Origin of the sequence: Hafnia sp. CBA7124, assembly GCF_002355555.1 — a bacterium.
GTDB classification, from domain to species: domain Bacteria; phylum Pseudomonadota; class Gammaproteobacteria; order Enterobacterales; family Enterobacteriaceae; genus Hafnia; species Hafnia alvei.
In genome coordinates this window covers 3,879,920-3,903,707 of the sequence record NZ_AP017469.1, presented here as the reverse complement: position 1 = coordinate 3,903,707, position 23,788 = coordinate 3,879,920, and the positions used below count along the sequence as shown (strand labels likewise).

Here is a 23,788-nt window from a genome sequence, read left to right as displayed (position 1 = left end):
ATCTAAGATGACGGCTTGATTCTTGTTCAGAAGAGAATGGTTTGTCTCTCAGCGCGAAAACTATATTCCGACTGTTTTTAAGATGAAATAGACTGTAGAGGTTGTGCAGCGTTTGTTTTTTTATCTGGAATCCACCTCGCGAAAATGGTCGATATGACCCATGCATCGTTGCAAACCCTAGACCCGTCTTGCTATCTGCGTTACCGTTCCTTATCTCCTGCCTCTATGATAATTCGAGAAAAATGCCAAATTTTCACGCTGTAGCCTTACGTCCCATCTGCTTATTAGCCCTATTGGTCTTGGCTGGCTGCTCAACCAAAACCAGTCAAGCGCCTGCACCACGACCGGCCGATGTGAAATCACAGTTGGTTAAGCTAATGCCGAATAATGTGCGCGACAGTCAGGGCTGGGCGACGGATATCGCCGCCGCATTTACCGCACAGGATATTGCGCCAACCGCAGAAAATTTGTGTGCGGTGTTAGCCGTGACCGAGCAGGAGTCGACCTTTCAAGCCGATCCACAGGTGCCGGGACTGGGGAAAATTGCATGGAAGGAGATCGACCGCCGCGCCGATCAGATGCATATCCCCAACTTTTTGGTGCACACCGCGTTGTTGATCAAATCCCCCAATGGGAAAAGCTATAGCGAACGCTTAGATAAGGTGCGTAGTGAGAAAGAGCTCAGCGCGATTTTTGATGACTTTATCGACATGGTGCCAATGGGGCAAAAACTGTTTGGCAGTTTGAATCCGGTACGTACCGGCGGCCCGATGCAGGTCAGCATTGCGTTTGCCGAAGCGCACGCCAAAGGCTATCCGTATAAAATCGACGGAACGATTCGCCGTGAAGTCTTCAGCCGACGCGGCGGTGTCTATTTCGGCACCCTGCATTTGCTTGGCTATCCGGCTAATTACCCACAGCCTATCTATCGTTTTGCTGACTTCAATGCCGGATGGTACGCCAGCCGGAATGCGGCGTTTCAGAGCGCCGTCAGCCGAGTTAGCGGAATTAAACTCGCGCTGGATGGCGATTTGATTAACTACGGCACTGATAAACCCGGATCCACGGAGCTGGCCGTGCGTTCTCTGGGCAAGCGTTTGGATATGAGTGATTCCACTATCCGCCGAGCGTTAGAGAAAGGGGATAGCATCGATTTCGAGAAAACGTCGCTCTATAAACAGGTATATGCGCTGGCCGAGAAATCGAGTGGTAAAAAGCTGCCGCGTGAGATCCTGCCGGGGATCACGCTGGAAAGTCCTAAGATTACCCGCCAACTAACCACGGCATGGTTTGCCAAACGCGTGGATGGGCGCTGGCAGAAGTGCATGGCCAAGGCGCGTTAATAATTGCGCGGTGCTTCGCATCTTATGCTTATCTTTGTTGCTCAACTGTTAATCAGTTGTTATCGTAAAAAGCGTCTACTATTGGACGCTTTTACCACCGTTGAGCTGCAATAAGATATCCGTGTGAGGTAGAGCATGACGACATCCAACCCGCTAAAAGACGCCGATTTTGAAGGCTGGCTGGCCAGTATTAATCAGGCCTGTGGGCGCTTTGCTGCCAAAACGCTGGGGGAAGGATTTAGTGGTTCGGTGCAGGAGTTTCGCACCGGTGCTCTGCGTTTGAGCATGGTTGATATTGCGCAAACCAAGCTTTACCGCACGCCAAAGGAAATTGCCCAGAGCGACGGTTCTTACTTTTACACCGTATTTCAGCTCAGCGGTCATTCTGAAATGGAGCAAGAAGGGCAGCGAGCGCTGCTTTCGGCGGGGGATATCACCCTGATTGATGCCGCCAAACCGAGCACTTTTACCTTCAGCGACACCTCTAGGCAAATTTCATTGCTGCTGCCGCGCGGCTATCTTGAACGTAATTTGCAGTTTGCCGATTTGCGCTGTGCGCAACGATTGGCGGCAGGCGCGCCGATGGTGCGGCTTAGCCAACAGCTGGTACAAGAGAGTATGCGTAATAGCACGTTAGATCAGCAGGAAAGCGAAGCGGTCTTAGATGCGGTGGCTACCTTGCTGCGTCCGGCGCTGATTGCGCGTGATGATGATGCGCCACAGGATAAAGTATTTAGCCGCACGCTGACTTTTATCGATAAACACATTCAGTCGGAATCGCTGCGGCCAGAGTGGATTGCCAGCGAAGTGGGCGTTTCGGTGCGTAGCCTGTATCGCATGTTTGCGCGCAAAGGGCTGGTGGTAGCGCAATACATCAAAAATCGCCGTCTTGATCTCTGCGCCCACGCGTTGCGCAGTGCGCCGGTGCGGCAAAAACTATCAGATATTGGCTACTCGTGGGGCTTTGCCGACCATAGCCATTTCTCTACCGCGTTCAAAACGCGTTTCGGCATTACGCCGGGCGAATACCGCAAACAGTATCGTTAGTCTCATCTTCGTGAGTTTGTCACCAGCGACAAAGCTGATGGCATACACAACAAATTAATCCCCCCGATGAATTGCTATGTTTGAGCTGGGTCAGTTGATACTGGCTCTGCATAACCGTAGCAGCGCGTGGCGGCAGACCAACAATAAGACACCAAAAAAGTCTCTAAAAGATCTCTTGAGGAACCGATTTCAATAGCACGCTCGTATACCAGGTCGAGATTATCCCGCGCACTGATTCACTGACATGAATGCCAACTTTTAGCGGTGAGGTAATAAAGCTATGTTTTATAAAACCCAGTCCTATAAAAAACTGACTCGCAAAATAATGATGAAAAAACGCCTGCCGGTTGCGATTGCGCTGGCGCTCGGGCTGTTGACGTCTGCGGGTTGGCAAAACAGCGCGCAGGCACACGGTGCGGCGGCGCATATGGTTCCGATGGAGAAAACGCTGGCTGAATTTGGGGCGGATGTGCAGTGGGATGATTATGCCCGCATGTTTACCATTGCCAAAGACGGCGCTTATATCAAGGTTAAACCTGATACCAACGAGGCCATCGTGAATGGCAAACCGTTGAAACTGGCGGTGCCGGTGGTGTTTCGCGGCAAAGTGGCCTATATGTCGGAAGACTTTATCAATGAAGTTTTTCAATCTGGCTTAGATCAGACTTTCGCCGTTGAAAAACGCGCACATCCGCTTAATCCGCTGAGCGCAGATGAAATCAAAACGGCGGTAGAGGCGATTAAGGCTTCAGATAACTATCACGATAATTTCCGCTTTACGGAAATCTCTCTGCGTGAGCCGCCAAAAGATGAGGTTTGGCAGTTTGTGTTGAGCGGAAAAACCGTTGAGCAACCGCGTCAGGCGAATGTCACCGTGCTGGATGGTAAGCACGTTGTGGAAAGCGTGGTGGATTTAACTGACAAAAAAGTGGTGTCGTGGACGCCAATCAAAGATGCGCAGGGCATGGTGCTATTGGATGATTTTGCCACCGTTCAGGCGGTGATAAGCGCCAGCACTGATTTTGCCGCCGTGCTGAAAAAACGTGGAATTGCCGATCCCAGCAAGGTGATTACCACGCCGCTGACCGTGGGTTATTTCGATGGTAAAGATGGGCTAACGCAGGATCAACGCTTGCTCAAAGTGATCAGCTATCTGGACGTGGGTGACGGCAACTATTGGGCGCATCCGATCGAAAACCTTGTGGCAGTGGTCGATCTTGAACAGAAAAAAATTATCAAAATAGAAGAGGGGCCGGTGATCCCGGTGCCGATGGCTCCGCGCCCGTATGATGGCCGCGACCGCAAAGCGCCAGATATTAAACCGCTGGAAATCGTTGAGCCGGAAGGCAAAAACTACACCATCACCGGCAATACGATCCACTGGCAAAACTGGGATTTCCACGTGGGGTTGAACTCTCGCGTTGGCCCGATCATTTCGACGGTGACCTACAACGATCAGGGCAAAAAGCGCAAGATCATGTATGAAGGATCGCTGGGCGGCATGATTGTGCCTTATGGCGATCCGGATATTGGCTGGTACTTCAAAGCCTATCTTGATTCAGGCGATTACGGCATGGGCACGTTAACTTCCCCGATTGCACGTGGCAAAGATGCGCCGTCAAATGCGGTGCTGATCGACCAAACGATCGCGGATTACACCGGCCAGCCGATGACCATTCCGCGTGCGATAGCCATTTTCGAACGCTACGCAGGGCCAGAATATAAGCATCAGGAAATGGGGCAGCCCAACGTGAGCGCCGAGCGCCGTGAGCTGGTGGTGCGCTGGATCAGCACCGTGGGCAACTATGACTATATTTTTGACTGGGTATTCCATCAAAACGGCACCATTGGCATCGACGCGGGTGCAACGGGGATCGAAGCGGTGAAAGGCGTGAAAGCGCGCACCATGCAGGATCCAACCGCCAAAGAAGATACCAAATACGGCACCCTTATCGATCACAACATCGTCGGAACCACGCATCAGCATATCTACAATTTCCGATTGGATATGGACATCGACGGCGAAAACAATAGCTTGGTTGAGTTGAATCCTGATGTGAAGCCAAACGATCGTAGCGGCCCACGCACCAGTACCATGCAGGTGGATCAGGTCGATGTGAAAACCGAAAAAGAGGCGGCGCAGAAGTTTGATCCTTCCACTATCCGCTTGCTGAGCAACGCTAACATTACCAACAAAATGGGCAATCCGGTTTCTTATCAGTTGATCCCTTACGCGGGCGGAACTCATCCAATCGCCAAAGGGGCGAACTTTGGTAAAGACGAATGGATTTATCATCGCCTGAGCTTTATGGATAAACAGCTGTGGGTGACGCGCTATAGCCCAGAAGAACGCTACCCTGAGGGGAAATATCCCAACCGTTCTATCCATGATACCGGTCTGGGGCAGTATTCCTCAGACAATCAGTCGATTGAAAATACGGATAACGTGGTGTGGCTGACCACCGGCACCACGCACGTGGCGCGCGCGGAAGAGTGGCCGATTATGCCAACGGAATGGGTGCATGCATTACTGAAACCGTGGAACTTCTTCAGTGAAACGCCAACGTTGGATTTGAATGGGAAGAAGGGGGAGTAATTTATTTCCGGCTGTGACCCCCTCACCTTTTTTGCCCCCACCCCAACCCTCCCCCTCGCAGGGGAGGGAGCCGAATGTGCCTCGATGTTGATTAAGCGCTCAATCTTTTCCCCTTAGGTGAATAGGGAGCTGAGTGAGCTTTAATGTTGATTAAGTGTTCGATCTGCTCCTCCCCCTGTGAAGGGGGAGGTTGGGAGGGGGTTGCTGAGGAAAACGCCGTTCTTAATACCGCACGCACACCGTTTTGGTTTCGGTATAGGCATCCAGCCAATCAGTGCCAAAATCACGTCCGGTTCCTGACTGTTTTACGCCGCCAAACGGCATATTCGCATCGATCAGCGTATGACTATTCACCCACACGGTGCCAGCTTGAATGCGCGGAGTATAAGCCATCGCGGTTTGCAGGCTGGTGGTCCATAGGCTGGCGGTGAGGCCAAAATCAGTATCATTGGCCTGACGCAGTGCATCTTCGGCGTCTTTTACCCGAATGAGGTTAACGACGGGGCCGAAAACTTCCTCTCGCGATAAATTCAGCGCCGCATCAGGGTTAATCACCAGCGTCGGAGGAATATAAAAGCCCTGCGCATCAGGCCCTGTAGCTCCGCTGATCAGTTCGGCATTTTTGGCTTTAGCATCTTGCAGATAAGATGCCACTTTGTCGCGATGCTGGCGTGAAACCAATGGATTTATTTGGGTGGTGGCATCCATACCTGGGCCGACGGAAAGCGATTTTACCGCTTGTTCAAAACCGGCAACCAGATTGTCGAAAATCGGTGCTTCGATATAGATACGTGAGCTGGCGGCGCAGACCTGTCCTTGGTTGAGGAAACTTCCCGCCATCAGGCCTTCAATCACCTGTTGCTGATCGGCATCTTTCAGCACGATGGCCGGATTTTTACCGCCCAGTTCCAGAGTGACTCGCGTCAAGCGGTCGGCAGCGGCGCGAGCAATGCCTTTGCCAACCGGCGTTGAGCCGGTAAAGCTGACCTTCGCCACCAGCGGATGTTCAGTTAAGGCTTTGCCGCATACCGAACCTTTGCCGGTGACGATATTAAATACGCCATCGGGAACTCCTGCTTCGCTGGCAAGTTCAGCCATGCGTAGCAGGGTTAACGGCGTCGTTTCAGACGGTTTGATAACGATAGAACATCCCGCCGCCAGCGCTGGCATCACTTTCCAAATTCCAATCATCAGCGGGAAGTTCCACGGCACAATGCCGGCTACTACGCCGATCGGTTCTTTGCGGGTGTAAGCCATATATTTCGCACCGGCGGGCATCGGTATCGATACATCCATAGTTTGCCCGGTGATTTTGGTGGTGAGACCGGCGGTATAGCGCATCCAGTTCAGCGTACAGCCCACTTCGAAGGCGCGGGAAATGTTAATCGATTTGCCTTGTTCCAAGGTTTCTAGCTGCGCCAGTTCTTCTGCGTGTTGTTCGACTAAGTCAGCGTAGCGCAGCAAAATTCGCTCGCGCTCGGCGGGCAAACGTTGTGACCATACACCGGCGCAAAAGGCCTGATGAGCAGACGTGACCGCGCGGGAAACATCTTCGGCGTTGGCATCAGCCGAAGAGGCGATCTGTTCGCCGTTTGCGGGGTTATAAATCGCTAAGCGTGCATCCGATAAGGAATCGCACCACTTCCCATCAATATAAAGTCCGTGCTGACGGTCAAGAAAACGCGTAACGCTGTCGAGGATTGCTACTGTGTTGTCGGGCATAAGCCCTCCCGTCGGTCGAAAAATGGATTAGCAGAATGGCGTTGTCGTGGAGTGACAAAACCAGTCATCACCTCATGAGTTTATAACAAGGATAGTTTTATCTTTTTGCTGTGCCTGACATTCGATTGGCGGGATATGACAGAGAGGTTTGAGGCGTTAAACGATTCTCTAATAGCGGTGGGATAGTCACGTAGACAATGTGGTTTCTCATGTTACTATACATAAGCAAAAGCTATTAATGTGTTTGTTTCATTCATACAAAGATAGGACGTCTTGTTATGAAAACATCCATTGTTGGCGTTATCCCAATCCGCGTTGATGTCTGCCATTTAGATGGGCAGATATCTGTTTTCACGCATTTTTTCCCCTCTTTTAACCTTGTCCCATTGACCGAAACTCTTCATCACAGAGCGGATTAGCTGCGTCTGTAGCCGAGTGCCGCGCTTTTTGTTTTTACTAGCATGGAACACAGCGAGTATTTATGGATATCAAAAATAGAAAACGTCTCACTTTTTACTCAATTATTATCATCGCCGTCGTGGTGGCCTTTGCCGCGTGGTGGAGCCTGCGTGCGCCCGGTTTGCCTGACGGATTCGCCAGCAGCAATGGGCGCATTGAAGCCACGGAAATCGATATTTCGACCAAAGTGGCGGGGCGTATCGATAAAATCGTGGTGCGCGAAGGCGACTTTGTGAAGCAGGGTGAAGTGCTAGCGCACATGGATACGCGTGTTTTGAACGAGCAACGTATAGAAGCCGAAGCGCAAATCCGCGAAACACAAAGCGCGGTAGCTACGGCGAAGTCATTACTGGCGCAGCGGCAAAGTGAAAAACTGGCGGCGCAGGCAGTGGTGAAACAGCGTGAAGCTGAATTGAACTCGGCGAATAAACGCTATGCCCGTTCACAAGCGCTGTCTAAGCGCGGGGCGGTGTCGGCGCAGCAGCTTGATGACGATATGGCAGCGGCGCAAAGCGCTCGCGCAGCGTTGGAATCCGCTAAGGCTCAGGTTTCAGCCGCGCAGGCCGCTATCGAATCCGCACAGGCGGGCATCATTCAGGCTAATACACGCGTGGAAGCCGCTAAAGCCACCGAGCGCCGTATTACCGCTGATATTGAAGACAGCGCCTTGAAGGCGCCGCGTGATGGGCGGATCCAGTACCGCGTGGCTGAACCGGGAGAGGTGTTAGCCGCGGGTGGTCGCGTGCTGAATATGGTCGATCTCAGCGATGTTTACATGACGTTTTTCCTGCCAACCGAACAGGCGGGCAGGGTCGCCATCGGTAGCGACGTGCACGTTGTTCTTGATGCCGCACCAACGCTGCGTCTTCCGGCAAAAGCCACCTTTGTGGCCAGCGTGGCGCAGTTCACGCCGAAAACGGTCGAAACCGATAACGAGCGCCTGAAGCTGATGTTCCGCGTAAAAGCGCGAATTTCCCCCGAACTGCTGGAAAAATACCTCGAATACGTGAAAACGGGTTTGCCAGGTATGGCCTACGTGCGTTTGGATAACAGTAAAAGCTGGCCAGAAGATCTGGATGTGAGGTTGCCGCAATGAGGCCATTAGGTGCTAATAAAGACCCGCTGGCGGCACCCATCGTTCGGCTTGAGCAGGTGAGCCAGCACTATGGCAATACTCAGGCATTACAGCAGATAACGTTGGATATTCCTGCGCGAAAAATGGTGGGGCTGATTGGGCCTGACGGCGTAGGAAAATCCAGCTTGTTATCGCTGATCGCGGGCGCACGCGTTATTCAGTCGGGAAACGTTAACGTTCTGGGTGGTGATATGGCGGACGCCGATCATCGACGCAAGGTATGCCCGAAAGTGGCTTATATGCCGCAGGGCTTGGGGAAAAACCTTTATCACACGCTGTCGGTTTACGAAAACGTCGATTTCTTTGGTCGACTGTTTGGGCAAGGCGCTCAAGAGCGAGAGCAGCGTATTAATGACTTACTGCAAAGCACTGGATTAGCTCCGTTTCGCGATCGTCCGGCGGGCAAATTGTCTGGCGGTATGAAGCAGAAGCTGGGCCTATGTTGCGCGCTGATCCACGATCCTGAACTGTTGATCCTTGATGAACCGACGACCGGCGTCGATCCACTGTCACGCGCCCAGTTTTGGGAGCTGATCGATCGTATTCGTGAACGGCAAACCAACATGAGCGTGTTGGTAGCCACCGCCTATATGGAAGAAGCCGAGCGTTTTGACTGGCTGGTGGCGATGGATGCGGGACAGGTTCTGGCCACCGGCAGCGGACAGGAACTGCGTGAAAGTACCGGCAGCGCAACGCTAGAGGAGGCCTTTATTGCCCTGCTGCCGGAAGAGAAACGCAACGCGCACCAAAAGGTGGTTATCCCACCGCGTGATACTTCGCAGGATGACGTGGTAGCCATTGAGGCGCAGGGGCTAACCATGCGCTTTGGCGATTTTGTTGCGGTTAACGATGTCAATTTGCGCATACCACGCGGCGAAATTTTTGGTTTCCTCGGTTCTAACGGCTGCGGCAAATCGACCACCATGAAGATGCTGACCGGATTACTGCCCGCCAGCGAAGGGAAAGCATGGTTATTTGGGCAGGAGGTCGATCCCAAAGATATCGAAACCCGCCGCCGAGTAGGCTATATGTCGCAGGCTTTTTCGTTGTATAGCGAGCTTACGGTGCGACAAAACCTTGAACTGCACGCACGTCTTTTTCATCTTCCCGAGGAGGATATTCCTGCACGCGTTGAGGAGATGAATCAGCGGTTCATGCTGAGTGATGTAGAAGATATGCTGCCAGAGGCGCTGCCGCTGGGGATTCGTCAGCGTTTATCTCTCGCCGTTGCGGTGATCCATAAACCTGAAATGCTTATCTTGGATGAGCCAACGTCGGGAGTCGATCCGGTCGCGCGCGATATGTTTTGGAATTTGATGGTGGATTTGTCACGGCGCGATGGCGTCACCATCTTTATTTCAACGCACTTTATGAATGAAGCCGAGCGATGTGACCGTATATCGCTGATGCATGCGGGAAAAATACTGGCGAGCGATACGCCAGAGGCGCTGGTGAAGCAGCGTGGTTTAGGCACGCTTGAGGCCACGTTTATTGCCTACTTACGTGAGGCTTCTGGTGATAGCGGTGCTCCGCCGGAGCAGATGCCCGAGACGCCTCAGGTTGAAACGACAACGCCAGCCATCAGCCATCACTTTAGCTTCACGCGGATGTTCAGCTATAGCCGTCGAGAAGCTTTGGAGCTGCGGCGCGATCCTATTCGCTCAACCTTGGCTCTGCTGGGGACGGTGATCCTGATGTTCATCATGGGCTACGGCATCAGTATGGATGTGGAAAACCTGCGTTTTGCGGTGATAGACCGCGATCAGACCGGCACCAGCCAAGCCTATACGCTCAATCTGTCGGGCTCGCGCTATTTTATCGAACAGCCGCCGATTACTGATTATCAGCAGTTGGAGCGCCGAATGCGCGACGGTGAACTCGCCGTGGCAATTGAGATACCGCCTAACTTTGGCCGTGATATTGCGCGTGGGCATACGGTGAAAATTGGCGTTTGGGTTGATGGGGCAATGCCGAATCGGGCTGAAACCGTGCGCGGCTATGTGCAGGCGATGCACTTGGCGTGGCTGAGTGATATGGCTTCGCGTCAGCCAACGGCCAATATGGGGAATATCCTGATGGATATTGAAACCCGCTATCGCTATAACCCTGATGTAAAAAGTTTGCCTGCTATTGTGCCTGCGGTTATCCCGCTGCTGTTGATGATGATCCCCGCGATGCTCAGCGCGTTAAGCGTGGTGCGTGAAAAAGAGCTGGGCTCAATCATCAATCTGTATGTGACGCCGGTGACCAAGGCCGAGTTCCTGATCGGCAAGCAACTGCCTTATATCGTACTGGGCATGTTTAACTTTTTACTGCTGTGCGCGTTATCGGTCTTTTTGTTTGGCGTTGAGCATAAGGGCAGTTTCCTCACGCTGACGTTGGCGGCGCTGCTGTACATCATTATCGCCACCGGCATGGGCCTGCTGATCTCGACCTTTATGAAAAGCCAGATCGCCGCGATCTTCGGCACTGCGATCATCACCTTAATTCCCGCGACGCAGTTCTCCGGCATGATCGATCCGGTTTCTTCGTTGGAAGGGATCGGACGGTGGATCGGTAATATTTACCCAACCTCCCACTTTTTAACCATCACGCGCGGCACCTTCTCAAAGGCGCTAAACCTGTTTGATCTTCAGGCTTCGTTTATCCCGTTGCTGATTGCCGTTCCGGTGGTTATTGGGCTCAGCGTTCTTCTATTGAAAAAGCAGGAGGGCTGATGCGCAGCTTACGCAATATCTTTAATCTGGGGATCAAAGAGCTACGCACCTTACTGGGCGACAAAGCTATGCTGGCGCTGATCGTGTTTTCGTTCACGCTATCGATCTACTCCTCGGCAACCGTAACGCCGGGCTCGTTGCATATGGCACCGATTGCGATTGCCGATCAGGATCAATCCCAGCTTTCCACCCGTATCGTGAATAGCTTTTACGCGCCCTATTTTATGCCTCCGGCAATGATCGATTCGAATCAAATCGATCCGCTGTTGGATGCGGGAACCTACACTTTTGCATTGGATATTCCGCCGAATTTTCAGCGAGATGTGTTGGCTGGGCGTCATCCCGCCATTCAGCTCAACGTTGACGCTACGCGCATGAGTCAGGCTTTTCTGGGTAACAGCTATATTCAGAATATTGTGAATGACGAAGTGAGCGAATTTATGGCGCGCTATCGGGCGGGAAGTGCATTACCCATTGATTTAGAAGTGAGGGCGCGCTTTAACCCGAATCTCGATCAGTCGTGGTTTGGTGCGGTGATGGCGATTATCAACAATATCACCATGCTGGCGATTATTCTGACGGGCTCAGCGCTAATCCGTGAACGCGAGCACGGCACCATCGAGCACCTATTGGTGATGCCAATTACGCCGTTTGAAATCATGCTAGCGAAGGTATGGTCGATGGGGCTGGTGGTGTTAGTGGCATCGGGACTGTCGCTGATCTTTATGGTGCAGGGTGTGCTGCATGTGCCGATTGAAGGCTCGATTCCGCTGTTTATGTTGGGTGTAGCGCTTAGCCTATTTGCCACCACCTCCATCGGGATTTTTATGGGCACCATCGCCCGATCAATGCCGCAGCTTGGCCTGCTGATGATACTGGTGCTGATCCCGTTGCAGATGCTTTCGGGTGGCTCAACTCCGCGAGAAAGCATGCCGCAGTTGGTGCAAGACATTATGCAAACTATGCCAACCACACACTTTGTCAGCCTTGCGCAGGCAATACTGTATCGCGGCGCTGATTTCAGCATCGTATGGCCGCAGTTTGCTACGCTGCTAGTGATTGGTATGGCGTTCTTTGGTTTTGCCCTGAGCCGATTCCGTAAAACCATTAGCTCGATGGCTTAGGTTAAGGTGGATTCCGTGGCAGTTTTCATTTGGGTTTATTGATGGATATCTGCCACGGAAAGGCGAAGCCATACACGCCTATGGCATTTCTGGCGACGGTGTGCGTTCGCCGTTAAAGCCGTGAACGGTGCCAAAGCGGCCCGTGTCTTGGTTCCAATCGGCAATGGATTGGCGTAATTCTTCTTTGCTGCGTCCCACGAAATTCCACCACATCAGCACCTGCTCACCTAAAGGCTCACCGCCGAGGAATAACACCCGTGTTTTTGGCGCCAGCGTGACGTTGAGCTGCGTATTTTGCGTGCCAATATAGGCCAGCTCATTTTCCGCAAAACGTTCGCCTTCAATATTGATCTCACCTTCCAGTACAAACAGGCCATATTCAAAATCGGGCTGCAGCGCTAACTGGGTGTTTGAACCATCGGGCGTATAGAGATCGACGCCCAGTAAATCGGAGAAACACAGGGTTGGCGCATGATAGCTGGCGTAATCTCCGGCCAGAAGCGTGTGGCGGATGCCATCAGCATCCCATACGGGCAGCGTTGGATAGTGATCAAAACGCGGCGGCATATCTTTAACCGCTTCGGGCAAGGCTATCCATAGTTGAGCCGCGTGCAGACGCGAAAAGCCCGGTACCGACTCTTCGGTATGGGCAATGCCGTGTCCGGCCGTCATTAAATTCACCTGACCAGGGCGGATGATTTGTTCGTAGCCAAGGCTGTCGCGATGTAAAACCTCGCCCTCAAGCATCCATGTGAACGTCTGCAAACAGGTGTGTGGGTGAGGGGCAACACGGAATCCACCGTTGTCTTGCTTGAGCACCGATGGACCCGCGTGATCGAGAAAACACCATGCGCCAATCAAACGACGTTCCTTAACCGGAATGGCGCGCGAAACGGGGATCCCGCCAACGTCTTTAATACGGGACGTGATGCGCTGTAGGGGAGTAGGGCTGTTGTTCATAGTCGCTCGCTCGTTATTGGGTATAGGATAAGCACCGATATTTCATCCTATACCACTTAGCGCCGAGTTGCAGTGATGCCCTCATCATTCCCATTCTAGCTGGAGCTGCCGCCAATTCGGCTGTAATAGGCCTGTTTGACGAGGCTTTCATCGAGCAACACATTAACCAGATTATCCAAATCATCGGCGGAAACCGATGCAGGGATCAGTGCGACGGTGATCTCCACGTCATCATCGCCGAAAGGCTCAACGTCGAGGTGCGACATAAAGCAGTTCTCCGCTTTTAACGTTTGTTTTACCAGCGTCAGCGCTTCGCGCTGATCGTTTTCTAACGCGATAACGCAAATCTCGTAAGTGGCGTCACCACGCTCGTCGGTGAGCGGCTGGCGGTTGATAATGTTGACCATTGGGCGCAGCAAGGTATTGGATGCCACGACAAAAAACGTTGCCATACAGGCATCGGCAATCATTCCTGCACCTGCGCAGGCACCTACGGCGGCGGAGCCCCACAGCGTAGCTGCGGTATTCAGTCCGCGGATGTTTAATCCTTCTTTCATGATGGTTCCCGCGCCGAGAAAGCCGACGCCAGAAACCACATAAGAGATCACCCGTACAGCGCCGCTAGGCGTATCGATGCTCATTGCCAAATGGACAAAAATAGCGGCGCTGGTGGCAACCAGCGTGTTGGTGCGCAATCCAGCCGTACGCTGGCGGTATTGGCGCTCGTAGCCAATAATGGCGCCGAGTAAAAATGCGACCAGTAAAATAGAAAATGTTTCGTAATGCAGAGTGAAGTTCATGTAATAAGCCTCAGAAATTGGGCTCTGCTTTTTAGTAACGAAAATAGGCATATTTTGCCCGTGGCGGTGCCACGAAACTTTCGTCATCATTAATTTGTCGCAATATCTTGCACAACAAAGGATGAAGAACGTTATTTCCGTTGCGAATAAGCAGAAAAATAAACAGCAGCAATTCATCAGAAATAAATCTGATTAATAACCACGTGATTGTGAGATTGAGGCGTGTTAATTCAACGAGGCTGTTTACGCAAAATAGCGTAAGCCTTAACAATGAAACTGCGGTGGTAAACGGAGAATAGCACCACATCCTTTGTCTATGCAGGATGTGAAGGGGGACAGTATCACATCATGCGATCAGCTGAGAAAAACACGCGATCTCGGTCTGTCGTTGTCCATACTATTTCCTTAGATTGGTGCAGATAACGTAGGTATTCAATTTATAACGCCGGTAATTATAGCGGATTGAGTCTGAACCTTATCTAAACGGTTAGTGTAAATAATGAATAAACAGCGAATCAAAGAAAGAATAAAAGAGGACGATAACTATCGCCCTCTTTTATAAATCAAAACATATTTTCTGTCAGGGTATTTCTACGCACGTTAAATAAGCACAATCAGCAGAATTAAACCAATCAGCATAACGGGAGCGGTTCGTTTAATCAGGTCTATAGGAGAAACACCGGCCATACCCGCAACCACGATGGCCGCAGCCGAAAGCGGGGAGGCTGTGCGGCCCAAGTAGCTGGCAAACGCGGCGGCAGTTCCAAGATTCGTGGGGTTCATGCCAAATTCAGCGGCGTGTGGCGTGATGGCTTCATTGAAAGCATAGGCAGTTGCATCGCCAGAGCCAATCACGATGGCCATTAGGAATGGCCCTACGGTACCGCCAAAACGGGCGGCTTCAGGGAAATCAATCAGCGCGCTTTTCGCCGCATCAATCAGCCCGACCGAAGTTAACCCCGCCACAAACACACCGGCGCAGATGATAATGCCGAATACGTCGCTGTAGGCTTTGCCCATTCCATCAAAGAAGGCGGGAACCACCTTGCCAGGATGCGTGCGGGTGACGGCGAGAGTGGCGAGAACGCCCCACATAACGGCTTGAGGAACGCCCATTTTTAACCAGCTTACGCCGCCAAATGCACCCAGCATCAGCAGCGCAATAGGCACCAGCGGCATCAGCGCGGCCAAAATATTGATCGGGCCTTCTTGCGGATCTTCAGCGTCAAGGCGCGAATGATAGCCCTTGTGTTCTTTGCGCAGCACGGCGGTGATCGTCATACCAATCATGATGATCAGGCCTAGCCAAACGACGGTCATCACGCGGTCACCGATGATCGTCATGACGTCGCCACCCACGATTTTCGCCACCAGTGCCATATGCGGGCTACCTGGATTGAGTAAGCTCGCACCGAAGGTTCCGGCTAATACCGATGCCGCCGCCATGACGGGATGGATCCCCGCAGCTAGCTGTAACGGGATCATGGTTATCCCCGCGGCTGCCGCAGCACCTGCCGCGCTTGGCAAAGCCAACTGCACGAACGTGGTGAGCAAAATAGTGCCCGGAATGAGAAAGAGTCCAACGTGTTTAAGTGGGGCGCTTAGTAGGCGGACTAAATGACGATCGCAGCCGGTGAATTTCATGACGGTCGCAAATCCAATGGCCGACAGAATGGCTTGGATCAGCCCTTCAGACACCATCTTTTCCGCAAAGCTGTTCATCGCGGCCATCGGTTCTAATGAGATCAGGCACATCAACATGCCGGAAAACAGCAGAACGGTGCGGGTGTCCTGCTTTTTGATCAGCAGGATGATGGTTAACAGCAGAATTATTACGCCAAGAGTTAAGGTCAACATGAGGTTCTCGATGCTATGCCGTTTGGGAACGATGATAGGAAATATGCTGAGCCGGATCGATCTGCGGTTCGTGCGCCAGTTTGCTGCGTAGGGCGTCAAATTCGGCGGTCCACGCCTGTCGCCATTGTTGTTTTATTTCTTCAGGCTGCCAGCAGGCATTGATGCCGTTGAGCATTAGTTGGCGCACGCCATCAAGATCGAAGCCGAATTCTTCCACCATAACGCGATAGCATTCGGCACCGTTGGTATTGTGCATGTGCCAGTCGTCGGTGGCTGGGATGATATTCATGCCTGCCAGCGCCATTTGGCGAATGGGGTGATGCTTACGCCACTGGTCTGCATCCGGCCATTTTTTGAGGTAATAGGTATTGCTGGGCACGACGGTAAATGGAATGCCTTCGCGGGCGCAGCGGGCGGTAAGTTCTGGGTTATCCAATACGGTATAGCCGTGATCGATGCGCTCCAGATGAATCAAATCTAAGCCCGTTTCTACGTTACGCCAATGCAAACCAAACTCTGAGCAGTGCCCCGTGAGGCGTAATCCACCGAGTTTTGCTTTGCGATAGGCTTTCCAAAAATGCTCGATAGGGGCGTCATTCTCTTTATAGTCAATGCCAATACCGGGTACTAAAGGGTGCGGATAACTCAGCACGGCATCCACCATCGCCACGGCTTCTTCGGGCGATTTTTCGCGGTTGATAGAAGGAATAAAGAGCGCACGAATATCCCATTCTTCCCCCGCTTTCGCCATTGCGCGGCTCATCGCTTCGGTGACGTCGGCATAGGAAAGCTCGGTATCAGAGGGATTCCAAAACAGTTCCAGATGACGAATACCGGTTGCTGCGGCGTCTTGTGCGACTTCATAGGTCACACGGAAATAATCTTCGGCGCTGCGCATCAGCGGATATAAAAAGTTAAGCGCCGCAATTCCGCCTTTCACCACGCTGGTTTCATGCTGATAACGGCGATAGTAACTTTTGGCTTCGGATTCGGTGAGCGGCACCCCGTATTTCTCTGCCAACGCCAGCATGGTGGTGAGACGAACTCCGCCAAGCAGATGGTAATGGAGATCCACTTTAGGGAAGGTGGCGAAAAATTCTGGTAACGTAATCGTTTGCGTATCCTGCATCATTAACAGCGCTCATCGATAAAAAAGAAAACGCAATCATAAATAAAGCGACTGAAGTGGTGAAATGCTATTCCGGCATTGGCGGGTACGTTTAGGCACTATGTGAGTGGTTTCGTGTAAGACGTCTAGTTTTGCACCGGTGGCCAATAAGAGATGCCCTGTGTTATTTGCTGAGACAGGCAATGCCAGAATGTTTCTGCGCGCTGGTGAAGCTGCGCTTGATTGCGATACAGGCGAATTTGATAGGGAATGTGCCAGCGGCTGCGGTTGACGGCAACCAGCTTACCTTCTGCCAGTTCGTTTTCAATCTGACAATCTGGTAACCAAGCCAATCCCTTAGCGCGCAGAGCCATTTGCCGATGCAAATCACACAGCGAAGATTCAAACACCGGCTGACAGGCAAAAGGTTGCTGCGGCATGAGCCTCTCCACCATTCTCGCGCTGTAAGAGTCTGGCGAATAACGTAAATAGGGTACTGGCTGCTGGTGGTTTTCGTCGGGAGTAAACAGTGGCAGCCCTTGATCATCAGCGGCGCTGACCAGCAGAAGATTGCCTTTCCCCAATAGCAAATTGGTGAAAGGCGGCTGAAGTAACGCGTGGGTATCAAAGGCTAAAAGAAAATCGCTGGCGCCTTCAATTAACGATTCAACGGCAAAATCTACGCGCAGAATATCAACGGAAAATGGCGTTGTGGGATCAATGCGGTCAATTAAATCGAGCAAAAAGGGGGATGAAAGAGAATGCGGGGCACTAAAACGAACGGGATTAATCATCTCGGACGGTAAGCCATTTATCTTCTGAATACCTTCTTTAAGCTGATTCACCATGCTGTGGGCAATTAAACGAAACTGATACCCGGCAGGCGTGAGCGTCACCGGTGATGAACTTCTATCGACTAATTTCTGACCGATACTTTCTTCCAATGCGCGTATATGGCGGCCAAAAGCGGGCTGAGTGATGTTGCGTAACTGCGCGGCTCGCGAGAAATTACGCAATTCAGCCAGTGCTAAAAAGTCTTCTAACCAGCCGGTATCCATGGGTAAGTATCCTATTGTTCGCGTAGCAATTTATTTCGTTTTGGTCGTATACCGATAACGCGATTTTATCAGTAAAAATAGCCGATATAAAAATGAATAAAACAGCTTTATTTTTGCCTAACTATATTAGTCACTGAAATTATTACTATTACTTCTGACAATAACCTCACTATTAAAGATGATTATCTCTGTTGTATTTGTCACGGCAAGCTGGCATTTATGAATAACAAGGTCGTGATTACTCACTCAGTTATTCACTAAAACACAAATCAATTGCATCTATATGCGAAATTTGTGTGGCTTCACTCACTCTAAATTTAGAGTAAAGAGAAAAGTCCGAAAGAAGTTCGAGAGAAGTAGCGTACGCCAGTGACGATTTATCCAAACTTATTAGCGCTGTAGCGAATGGCCTCATGTCAGACAGTTCAGCAGGATAAAAACGTAACAACAGCAGCCAAAGTTTGGTTTTGATTCATTTTTGTGAGCACGGGAGATAATGATATGAACAGTGAAGTTCAGGTCGTGAATAATTTATGGCGTTGGTTGAGCGGCCAGCGTGATCCTATCGGTTATCAGCCTGGAAGAGTATTGCATCTGGTTGAAAAAAACCTACAGCCATTTGAATGCAAACGCCTGTCCGATCGCGTGCTCCACGTTGTTTGCCCGCAAGGGTTGGAAGTGGAAGTTGAAGAGCGCGTTGTGACCAGTTTCAGAAGCTATAGCGTGACCTGTCATTTCCATCTGCGTGGTGAGACAGGCTTGCAGCAACCGATCCACATTCAGGCTAAAAATACCGATATTCTTGGCCGCGGGGATACCCGTTTTAGTGCCAAAACCAGCAATGACGATAGCCGTCGTTTGATGGCGGTGCTGGATTGCTACCCTGAAATCACCGATGCGTTGGATTGCCTCAATTTCCGCCGCTTGAATCTGCGTTCTGAAGCAGGGCAGTGGCAGCTTGAAATTGAGCTATTTGCAGCAACAGAATTGGTAGGCCCGCGTCCGGTATGTAGCGGCTATCAACGCTTACCTTACGCGCAGCGTCACCTGATGTTAGACGTGATGCAGATGTTCCAAAAACTGATGGATCGCGTGACGGTGCAAGGTGTGGCGGCTTAATTCCTCTCTACCCAAATCTAAGACTTATCTACGACCCCAACATTGAATGAGTTTGATGTTGGGGTTGTTGTTTATAGCGACTCAGTACGTGCTACGTGGATATTCACCAAGCACGGTCAATGCAGGGATTAGATGCGCTGCGGCGCTAAGCAATGCACCGACCTGCTTGAGGCTATCATTCGTGAATGTGTTATCGCTGGTAAAAGCCTCGCTGATAAACATCAATCCATGGCACAACCCTTCAATGGTTTCCTCTGCGACTGCGGATAAATCAATGTGTTGAATATCACTCAATTGCTGGCTATCAAGTTCGGAGACAAGTTCACGGAAGATGGTGATAGAGCTGGCTGGGGTGGGGATGTAGTCGATCATAGTTTTAGCCTTATGGTAGTTAGCATTGCTCCCCAGCAGACGCCAAGCATGCTGGTGGTAGCCCAGACGGGGTTGGCGTACCGATTACCATAAAACTCGGTGCTTCGTGAGAAGCCCCCGTCTGGACCACCATTATTCAGGTATGAGCAGACTTTGCCAACCAAAAGCTGTTGGGTTTTATGATAGGTTCGGAACGCCAATTCCGGTCGCGATTGTGTCGCGGCGAAATGACTATATAACGAACAAAAAAAATAGGAATAGGGTGGATGCATTTACAGTGGAGTTGCTGTAGGAATTGGAATCAACCACGCAAAATAGCCCCCTAGTTAATTTAGAGGGCTATTAGTTGAATGTTAGCTCAATCTATATTCTTTGGGTTCTGGGAACAGAAGTGGTAAGTCTTGCGGTTTGATTTTAAACAGAGGCCCTTTTTCAGAGACTCTCCCTGTACAACCTGATCTTTTGATTAAATGATCCATTGTGATTGCACCAGCTTCGAGTAGTGGGATAAGTTGGTTCACTAAAGGAGATTTTGTGTGAATAACAGATATTAACTCGTAGTATTCATCCTCACCTTTTCGAATTGCATTGGCTTTAATCCAGAAGGTTTCTCTATGTTTTTCTAGTAATCGGTTCTTGAGAGTGTTAATTGGCCAGACCGCAACATCGCCATTAGAGTCGCTAACTTCCACAAGAAGTTCCTCATCTCTAATCTCAAATTTAAGTCCTTGAGAGTTACTTTTTAGTGCTGATATTGTGCAGTAAAGCTTAAAATTATCGTCTCTTACATAGCCGTGTGCATTTAAGATTTCTTCACTACTTTTTTTTGGGCTTTGTGCCCAATCAGCTACTTGAGCAAAAAGAGTTGATCGGGTCGTGCCAGCCCCTCTTGCTGATTTAAGCTCAATGCCTTTGTAGTCTGGCTCTTTACTTGAGTTAGCTGGGATCCCTAATGCATGCTCAATGGTCATGCCGATGGCAGTATCTCCCCTCTTAATTGCTTTGATAGGACCTTGTGCTGCTATGGCTTTAAGTTTAGCTAAAAGCTCTTTTGCAACTTTCTCTTCACAGTCCTGCGCCCTATCTAGGAAGTCACGAATTTGATGGGTCGTTTCGAAAGAATCATGTGATAAGTTTAGTAAGCAGAGTTTATTATCGACAAAGGTGAGTGCAATTTGTTGCTCAGGCGCTGCAAAATCCTTCAATCTTCTAAACCACAAGCGAGGATCACCTTTTTTAGTTTCGGGCCTATAAAGGCTTACGATGGTTGGATCTATATTCTCTGAGGTTATGAAAAATGCCTGTTCTATAATAAGGCTTGCGCGTCCCTGTTTTTGGTGTGCATAGGCGTGGAAATTTTTGGATTCGAAGAGGTTTCGAATAGTTTGCGTAGCATCAAGAATGGATTTTGTTAGACCTGTTCGTGTAGGCACGAGAATAGCAAAGTCTAAGCCTCGTTTAGTTAGTGACCTTTTATTGATTTCGACTAAGTCTGTCATATACTTTTAGTGTGCTTTTGCTTGAAATATATACTGCTCTCTAGGCTTTATATTGCTCCATATAAAGTCGTAAACATCCTGTTATAGGTGAGAGCCATAATTGCATATTTTTGTGAATTTTAAGAGCCCAGTGGACTGAGATGTCTAATGAGAGGGTTTTTATTAAATTATACAAAAACAGCATCTGATGAATTTATATGAAAAATAAACGCATTAGAATATCTGATGGTGTCATAGCAAACTGCCACTATCAACTTGGTATGTCTGATATGTGAGCTTTGACAAAAATGGAATGCTCGCCGCAAAATTTTAATATGTTTATGCATACAGCACTTTTCTCCTGGACATTTGGCTTGAACTCTTCTAAAATCCCCGCAGTGCATTTCATCAAGGGTATCTTAAGTGAATCATATTGAGTTGTTTGCTGGCTGCGGTGGCCTATCTTTGGGGCTAGATTCCGTTGGTTTTGAATTAGTTATGGCAAATGAATTATCGCCTATGGCTGCAGAGACATTTGCCTATAACTTTTTTGGACAAAATTTAGCCCAAAATACAGTGAACGACGATAAGACAAAAAATAAAGCCGTATGGCTGAGTAGCTCATATGATTATGCCTCCATGCCTTCGCGATTAAGAGAAGACCCTCGGACTTATCCAGAGCTGGGAAAAGGTTTTTGCGATATTTCTCAAGGGTCAGATTTAAAAGGTAATCTTGTTGTCGGCAGCATTGTTGAACTTAATAAATGGCTTGAAAAAAATGAGAACATATTAAGCCAGCTAAAAACAGGGTTCATGCCTAAAGGCGAGGTAGATCTCGTTTCTGGAGGGCCACCATGTCAAAGTTTTAGTATGGCTGGTTTGCGACAGCTATCTAATGACAGGAATGTCCTACCATGGGAGTTCGCTAAATTTGTCGGTATGATAAAACCTAAGTTTGCTCTTTTAGAAAACGTTACAGGAATTTTAAGAGCATTCAATCATAATGGCGCTAGCTTTTATGCTTGGTTTGAAGTCGCTAAGGCATTTTCTGAAGTGGGGTATATTCCTGTCTGCCTTCATATCAATGCAAGGTTTGCAGGTGTTGCTCAGAATCGACCTCGATTCATTCTTATTGGGATCCGTGCGGATCTTTATAAACCTATAATCCGCAGTTCTACAACTGTTGAAGTTTCCATTTTGGAACGCTCAAAAGTATTTTTTGATCGAATTTCAGCAGGAGAAACGCCTGAATATGGGACTCTTCCTTGCTTAGATATTGTAAATAAAAAAGATATAAGCTTTTTTGAAAGCACGTTTTTATCACCACTGTTGAAAAAGAAGTCTGATTTTTATACTGTCAAAGATGCAATTGATGACCTAAGGGCTGAATCAGGGCTATGTGCATCTAGCTATGTTGATAATATTAATAGGATTTTCGGCATGGAAATAGAGCCGAAATCAATTTTGAATCATGAGCTAAGAAGAAATGGTGAGCTAGTTCAACGCCGATTTCGTATATATCAAATTTTATCTTCTGTTACTAATGATAGTAAAAAGGAAGCTAAGAAGGTTATTTCAGGTAAGAGCAATGAGTTAAGTGATTCTGCCTATGAAGAACTGGTAGCTTATGATTATTTAGTTGGGGTTGGGGAATATAAAAAATTCTCAGATAAACTCGAACTAATAAAGTATCTGAATGAGCATTCCACAAGAAAACAAACGCAAAAAGCACTTGTAGCTTCTCAGCCAGCCCCGGCAGCGCTTTCTATTCCTGATGATGCTTGCCACTATCACCATGATGAGCTCAGAACACTGACAGTGAGGGAGATGGCAAGAATTCAATCTTTCCCTGATTCTTTTGTTTTCAGATCAAAGATAACAACTGGCGGGCAAATGCGAAAGTTTGAAGTACCACAATATACTCAGGTTGGCAACGCAGTCCCTCCTTTGCTTGGGCGTGCACTAGGTGAAGTTATATGTAACCTGATAAAGAAATTGTAGGTTTTATAGGGCTGATGCTTCAGCCCTCCTTTCATCTAGTATTGAAGTAATCACGTTGCATTGGTTTTGAATTAAGTTGCAAAAATGTAAATAAATAGTAATCTCACATCAAAATACCCCTCCCCAAACTCTCTAAACCTCATCCACATGAGTGCTTTTGCATCAGTCTGCGGATTGTGTATATTACGCCGCCTGTTGGCCGCGCTTGGCTAACGTAACAATATGAATTTTGTCGATGGAGAGTGAGTAGTGAACAGCGCAGTTCCGTTACTGAGTCGTGCGTGGCATTGGTTGATGACGTCGCGTGAACCTGTGGGTTATCGACCTGGGCAGATGTTAAATCTGGTGGCGCGTGATTTTCGTCCTTACGCCTGTGAGCGCACCTCACCGTGTAGTTTGACGGTTGCTTTGCCGCAGGGATTAACGATCGAAATACGGGAAAAAGCGACGGCGCTATTTCGCTCATTTGTGGTGTGTAGTCATTTTCATCTTCAGGGATCGACCGGATTGCAGCAGCCCGTCAGGCTGAAGGCGCATAATGGCAATATTTTAGGGCGCGGCGGCGTGCAGTTTCGCTGCAAAGATAAAAATGACGATAGCCAGCGTTTGTTAGCGGTTCTGAATTGTTATCCGCATATTTTTGCAGCTCTGGAAAACTTGCATTTCCGCCATCTAAATCTGCGCGCGGAGCAAGGCCAGTGGTGGCTGGAAATTGAGCACTACGCGGCGTCCGAGGTGATTAGTCAGGTTCCGGTAGAGCGTCGGTATCAAAAACTGCATCACGATCAGCGCCAGCAGTTAGTAAACGTTATGCAGATGTTTGATGAATTAATGACGCGAGTCGCCAGCGTAGGCGTTGCCGCCTAGGCGGCAACGGTAGACAACACAGCGG

Annotated in this window: 17 protein-coding genes; 9 read left to right on the top strand and 8 right to left on the bottom strand. The window is 49.7% G+C overall.

All coding sequences use genetic code 11. From position 1 onward, the window contains the following. The first annotated feature begins 242 nt into the window (after positions 1 to 242). The 3 genes from CPY98_RS17790 (at position 243) to tynA (ending at position 4,986) form a co-directional block, all read left to right on the top strand. A complete protein-coding gene (locus tag CPY98_RS17790; protein ID WP_046448979.1) occupies positions 243 to 1,343 on the top strand; it encodes a DUF1615 family protein in 1,101 nt (366 codons plus the stop codon). A 135-nt stretch (positions 1,344 to 1,478) separates the two neighbouring features. After that, positions 1,479 to 2,390 carry a transcriptional regulator FeaR gene (gene feaR, locus CPY98_RS17785; RefSeq protein WP_043489174.1) on the top strand — a complete coding sequence of 304 codons (912 nt, stop codon included), beginning with the start codon at positions 1,479 to 1,481 and terminating at the stop codon, positions 2,388 to 2,390. A gap of 328 nt (positions 2,391 to 2,718) precedes the next feature. Continuing rightward, positions 2,719 to 4,986 carry a primary-amine oxidase gene (gene tynA / locus CPY98_RS17780; RefSeq protein WP_096388775.1) on the top strand — a complete coding sequence of 756 codons (2,268 nt, stop codon included), beginning with the start codon at positions 2,719 to 2,721 and terminating at the stop codon, positions 4,984 to 4,986. Between the two features lie 222 nt (positions 4,987 to 5,208). Here the strand turns inward: tynA and CPY98_RS17775 are convergent, their stop codons facing one another. Beyond that, the gene (locus CPY98_RS17775; RefSeq protein ID WP_096388530.1) at positions 5,209 to 6,708 is read right to left on the bottom strand and encodes an aldehyde dehydrogenase family protein; all 1,500 of its coding nucleotides are present in this window, start codon (positions 6,706 to 6,708) and stop codon (positions 5,209 to 5,211) included. A 481-nt stretch (positions 6,709 to 7,189) separates the two neighbouring features. On the opposite strand from CPY98_RS17775, the gene CPY98_RS17770 reads away from it, so the two are divergent. The 3 genes from CPY98_RS17770 to CPY98_RS17760 are packed head-to-tail and all read left to right on the top strand — an operon-like array spanning position 7,190 to position 12,143. Continuing rightward, positions 7,190 to 8,263 (top strand): HlyD family secretion protein, encoded by a 1,074-nt coding sequence (locus tag CPY98_RS17770; protein ID WP_096388529.1) that lies wholly within the window; start codon positions 7,190 to 7,192, stop codon positions 8,261 to 8,263. Further along, positions 8,260 to 11,019 (top strand): ribosome-associated ATPase/putative transporter RbbA, encoded by a 2,760-nt coding sequence (rbbA, locus tag CPY98_RS17765; protein ID WP_096388528.1) that lies wholly within the window; start codon positions 8,260 to 8,262, stop codon positions 11,017 to 11,019. The genes CPY98_RS17770 and rbbA overlap by 4 nt, the downstream gene beginning before the upstream one ends. After that, the gene (locus CPY98_RS17760) at positions 11,019 to 12,143 is read left to right on the top strand and encodes an ABC transporter permease (protein ID WP_096388527.1); all 1,125 of its coding nucleotides are present in this window, start codon (positions 11,019 to 11,021) and stop codon (positions 12,141 to 12,143) included. Before rbbA ends, CPY98_RS17760 begins: the two co-directional genes overlap by 1 nt. A gap of 78 nt (positions 12,144 to 12,221) precedes the next feature. On the opposite strand, the gene CPY98_RS17755 is transcribed toward CPY98_RS17760, so the two are convergent. From CPY98_RS17755 to CPY98_RS17735, 5 genes are all read right to left on the bottom strand, one after another. Continuing rightward, positions 12,222 to 13,103 carry a pirin family protein gene (locus CPY98_RS17755; protein ID WP_096388526.1) on the bottom strand — a complete coding sequence of 294 codons (882 nt, stop codon included), beginning with the start codon at positions 13,101 to 13,103 and terminating at the stop codon, positions 12,222 to 12,224. 95 nt (positions 13,104 to 13,198) lie between these two features. Continuing rightward, positions 13,199 to 13,993, bottom strand: a complete 795-nt coding sequence (locus CPY98_RS17750; protein ID WP_231899426.1) for an MgtC/SapB family protein — start codon at positions 13,991 to 13,993, stop codon at positions 13,199 to 13,201. Between the two features lie 510 nt (positions 13,994 to 14,503). Continuing rightward, positions 14,504 to 15,760 (bottom strand): C4-dicarboxylate transporter DcuC, encoded by a 1,257-nt coding sequence (gene dcuC / locus CPY98_RS17745; RefSeq protein WP_040046081.1) that lies wholly within the window; start codon positions 15,758 to 15,760, stop codon positions 14,504 to 14,506. A 13-nt stretch (positions 15,761 to 15,773) separates the two neighbouring features. Next, the gene (locus CPY98_RS17740) at positions 15,774 to 16,892 is read right to left on the bottom strand and encodes an adenosine deaminase (protein ID WP_172863852.1); all 1,119 of its coding nucleotides are present in this window, start codon (positions 16,890 to 16,892) and stop codon (positions 15,774 to 15,776) included. A gap of 122 nt (positions 16,893 to 17,014) precedes the next feature. Beyond that, positions 17,015 to 17,926, bottom strand: a complete 912-nt coding sequence (locus CPY98_RS17735; RefSeq protein ID WP_096388525.1) for a LysR family transcriptional regulator — start codon at positions 17,924 to 17,926, stop codon at positions 17,015 to 17,017. 501 nt (positions 17,927 to 18,427) lie between these two features. Between CPY98_RS17735 and CPY98_RS17730 the strand changes: the two genes are divergently transcribed. Further along, positions 18,428 to 19,045, top strand: a complete 618-nt coding sequence (locus tag CPY98_RS17730; RefSeq protein ID WP_025798252.1) for a DUF3156 family protein — start codon at positions 18,428 to 18,430, stop codon at positions 19,043 to 19,045. An 81-nt stretch (positions 19,046 to 19,126) separates the two neighbouring features. On the opposite strand, the gene CPY98_RS17725 is transcribed toward CPY98_RS17730, so the two are convergent. Both CPY98_RS17725 and CPY98_RS17720 read right to left on the bottom strand, forming a co-directional pair. After that, on the bottom strand, positions 19,127 to 19,417 hold the full coding sequence (locus CPY98_RS17725; protein WP_096388524.1) for a hypothetical protein: 291 nt from the start codon (positions 19,415 to 19,417) through the stop codon (positions 19,127 to 19,129). Positions 19,418 to 19,770: 353 nt separating this feature from the next. Then, positions 19,771 to 20,916: an MvaI/BcnI family restriction endonuclease gene (locus CPY98_RS17720; protein WP_096388523.1), complete on the bottom strand. Its 1,146-nt coding sequence runs from the start codon at positions 20,914 to 20,916 to the stop codon at positions 19,771 to 19,773. A 402-nt stretch (positions 20,917 to 21,318) separates the two neighbouring features. On the opposite strand from CPY98_RS17720, the gene CPY98_RS17715 reads away from it, so the two are divergent. Both CPY98_RS17715 and CPY98_RS17710 read left to right on the top strand, forming a co-directional pair. Continuing rightward, positions 21,319 to 22,896: a DNA cytosine methyltransferase gene (locus CPY98_RS17715; RefSeq protein WP_096388522.1), complete on the top strand. Its 1,578-nt coding sequence runs from the start codon at positions 21,319 to 21,321 to the stop codon at positions 22,894 to 22,896. A 249-nt stretch (positions 22,897 to 23,145) separates the two neighbouring features. Then, entirely contained in the window at positions 23,146 to 23,763 is a 618-nt protein-coding gene (locus tag CPY98_RS17710) for a DUF3156 family protein (RefSeq protein ID WP_096388521.1), read from the top strand. Positions 23,764 to 23,788 lie beyond the last annotated feature (25 nt).

Coding starts and splice junctions, on each gene's coding strand:
- CPY98_RS17790 (WP_046448979.1), top strand. CDS start 243: ATGCCAAATTTTCACGCTGTAGCCTTACGTCCCATCTGCTTATTAGCC.
- feaR (WP_043489174.1), top strand. CDS start 1,479: ATGACGACATCCAACCCGCTAAAAGACGCCGATTTTGAAGGCTGGCTG.
- tynA (WP_096388775.1), top strand. CDS start 2,719: ATGAAAAAACGCCTGCCGGTTGCGATTGCGCTGGCGCTCGGGCTGTTG.
- CPY98_RS17775 (WP_096388530.1), bottom strand. CDS start 6,708: ATGCCCGACAACACAGTAGCAATCCTCGACAGCGTTACGCGTTTTCTT.
- CPY98_RS17770 (WP_096388529.1), top strand. CDS start 7,190: ATGGATATCAAAAATAGAAAACGTCTCACTTTTTACTCAATTATTATC.
- rbbA (WP_096388528.1), top strand. CDS start 8,260: ATGAGGCCATTAGGTGCTAATAAAGACCCGCTGGCGGCACCCATCGTT.
- CPY98_RS17760 (WP_096388527.1), top strand. CDS start 11,019: ATGCGCAGCTTACGCAATATCTTTAATCTGGGGATCAAAGAGCTACGC.
- CPY98_RS17755 (WP_096388526.1), bottom strand. CDS start 13,103: ATGAACAACAGCCCTACTCCCCTACAGCGCATCACGTCCCGTATTAAA.
- CPY98_RS17750 (WP_231899426.1), bottom strand. CDS start 13,993: ATGATGACGAAAGTTTCGTGGCACCGCCACGGGCAAAATATGCCTATT.
- dcuC (WP_040046081.1), bottom strand. CDS start 15,760: ATGTTGACCTTAACTCTTGGCGTAATAATTCTGCTGTTAACCATCATC.
- CPY98_RS17740 (WP_172863852.1), bottom strand. CDS start 16,892: ATGATGCAGGATACGCAAACGATTACGTTACCAGAATTTTTCGCCACC.
- CPY98_RS17735 (WP_096388525.1), bottom strand. CDS start 17,926: ATGGATACCGGCTGGTTAGAAGACTTTTTAGCACTGGCTGAATTGCGT.
- CPY98_RS17730 (WP_025798252.1), top strand. CDS start 18,428: ATGAACAGTGAAGTTCAGGTCGTGAATAATTTATGGCGTTGGTTGAGC.
- CPY98_RS17725 (WP_096388524.1), bottom strand. CDS start 19,417: ATGATCGACTACATCCCCACCCCAGCCAGCTCTATCACCATCTTCCGT.
- CPY98_RS17720 (WP_096388523.1), bottom strand. CDS start 20,916: ATGACAGACTTAGTCGAAATCAATAAAAGGTCACTAACTAAACGAGGC.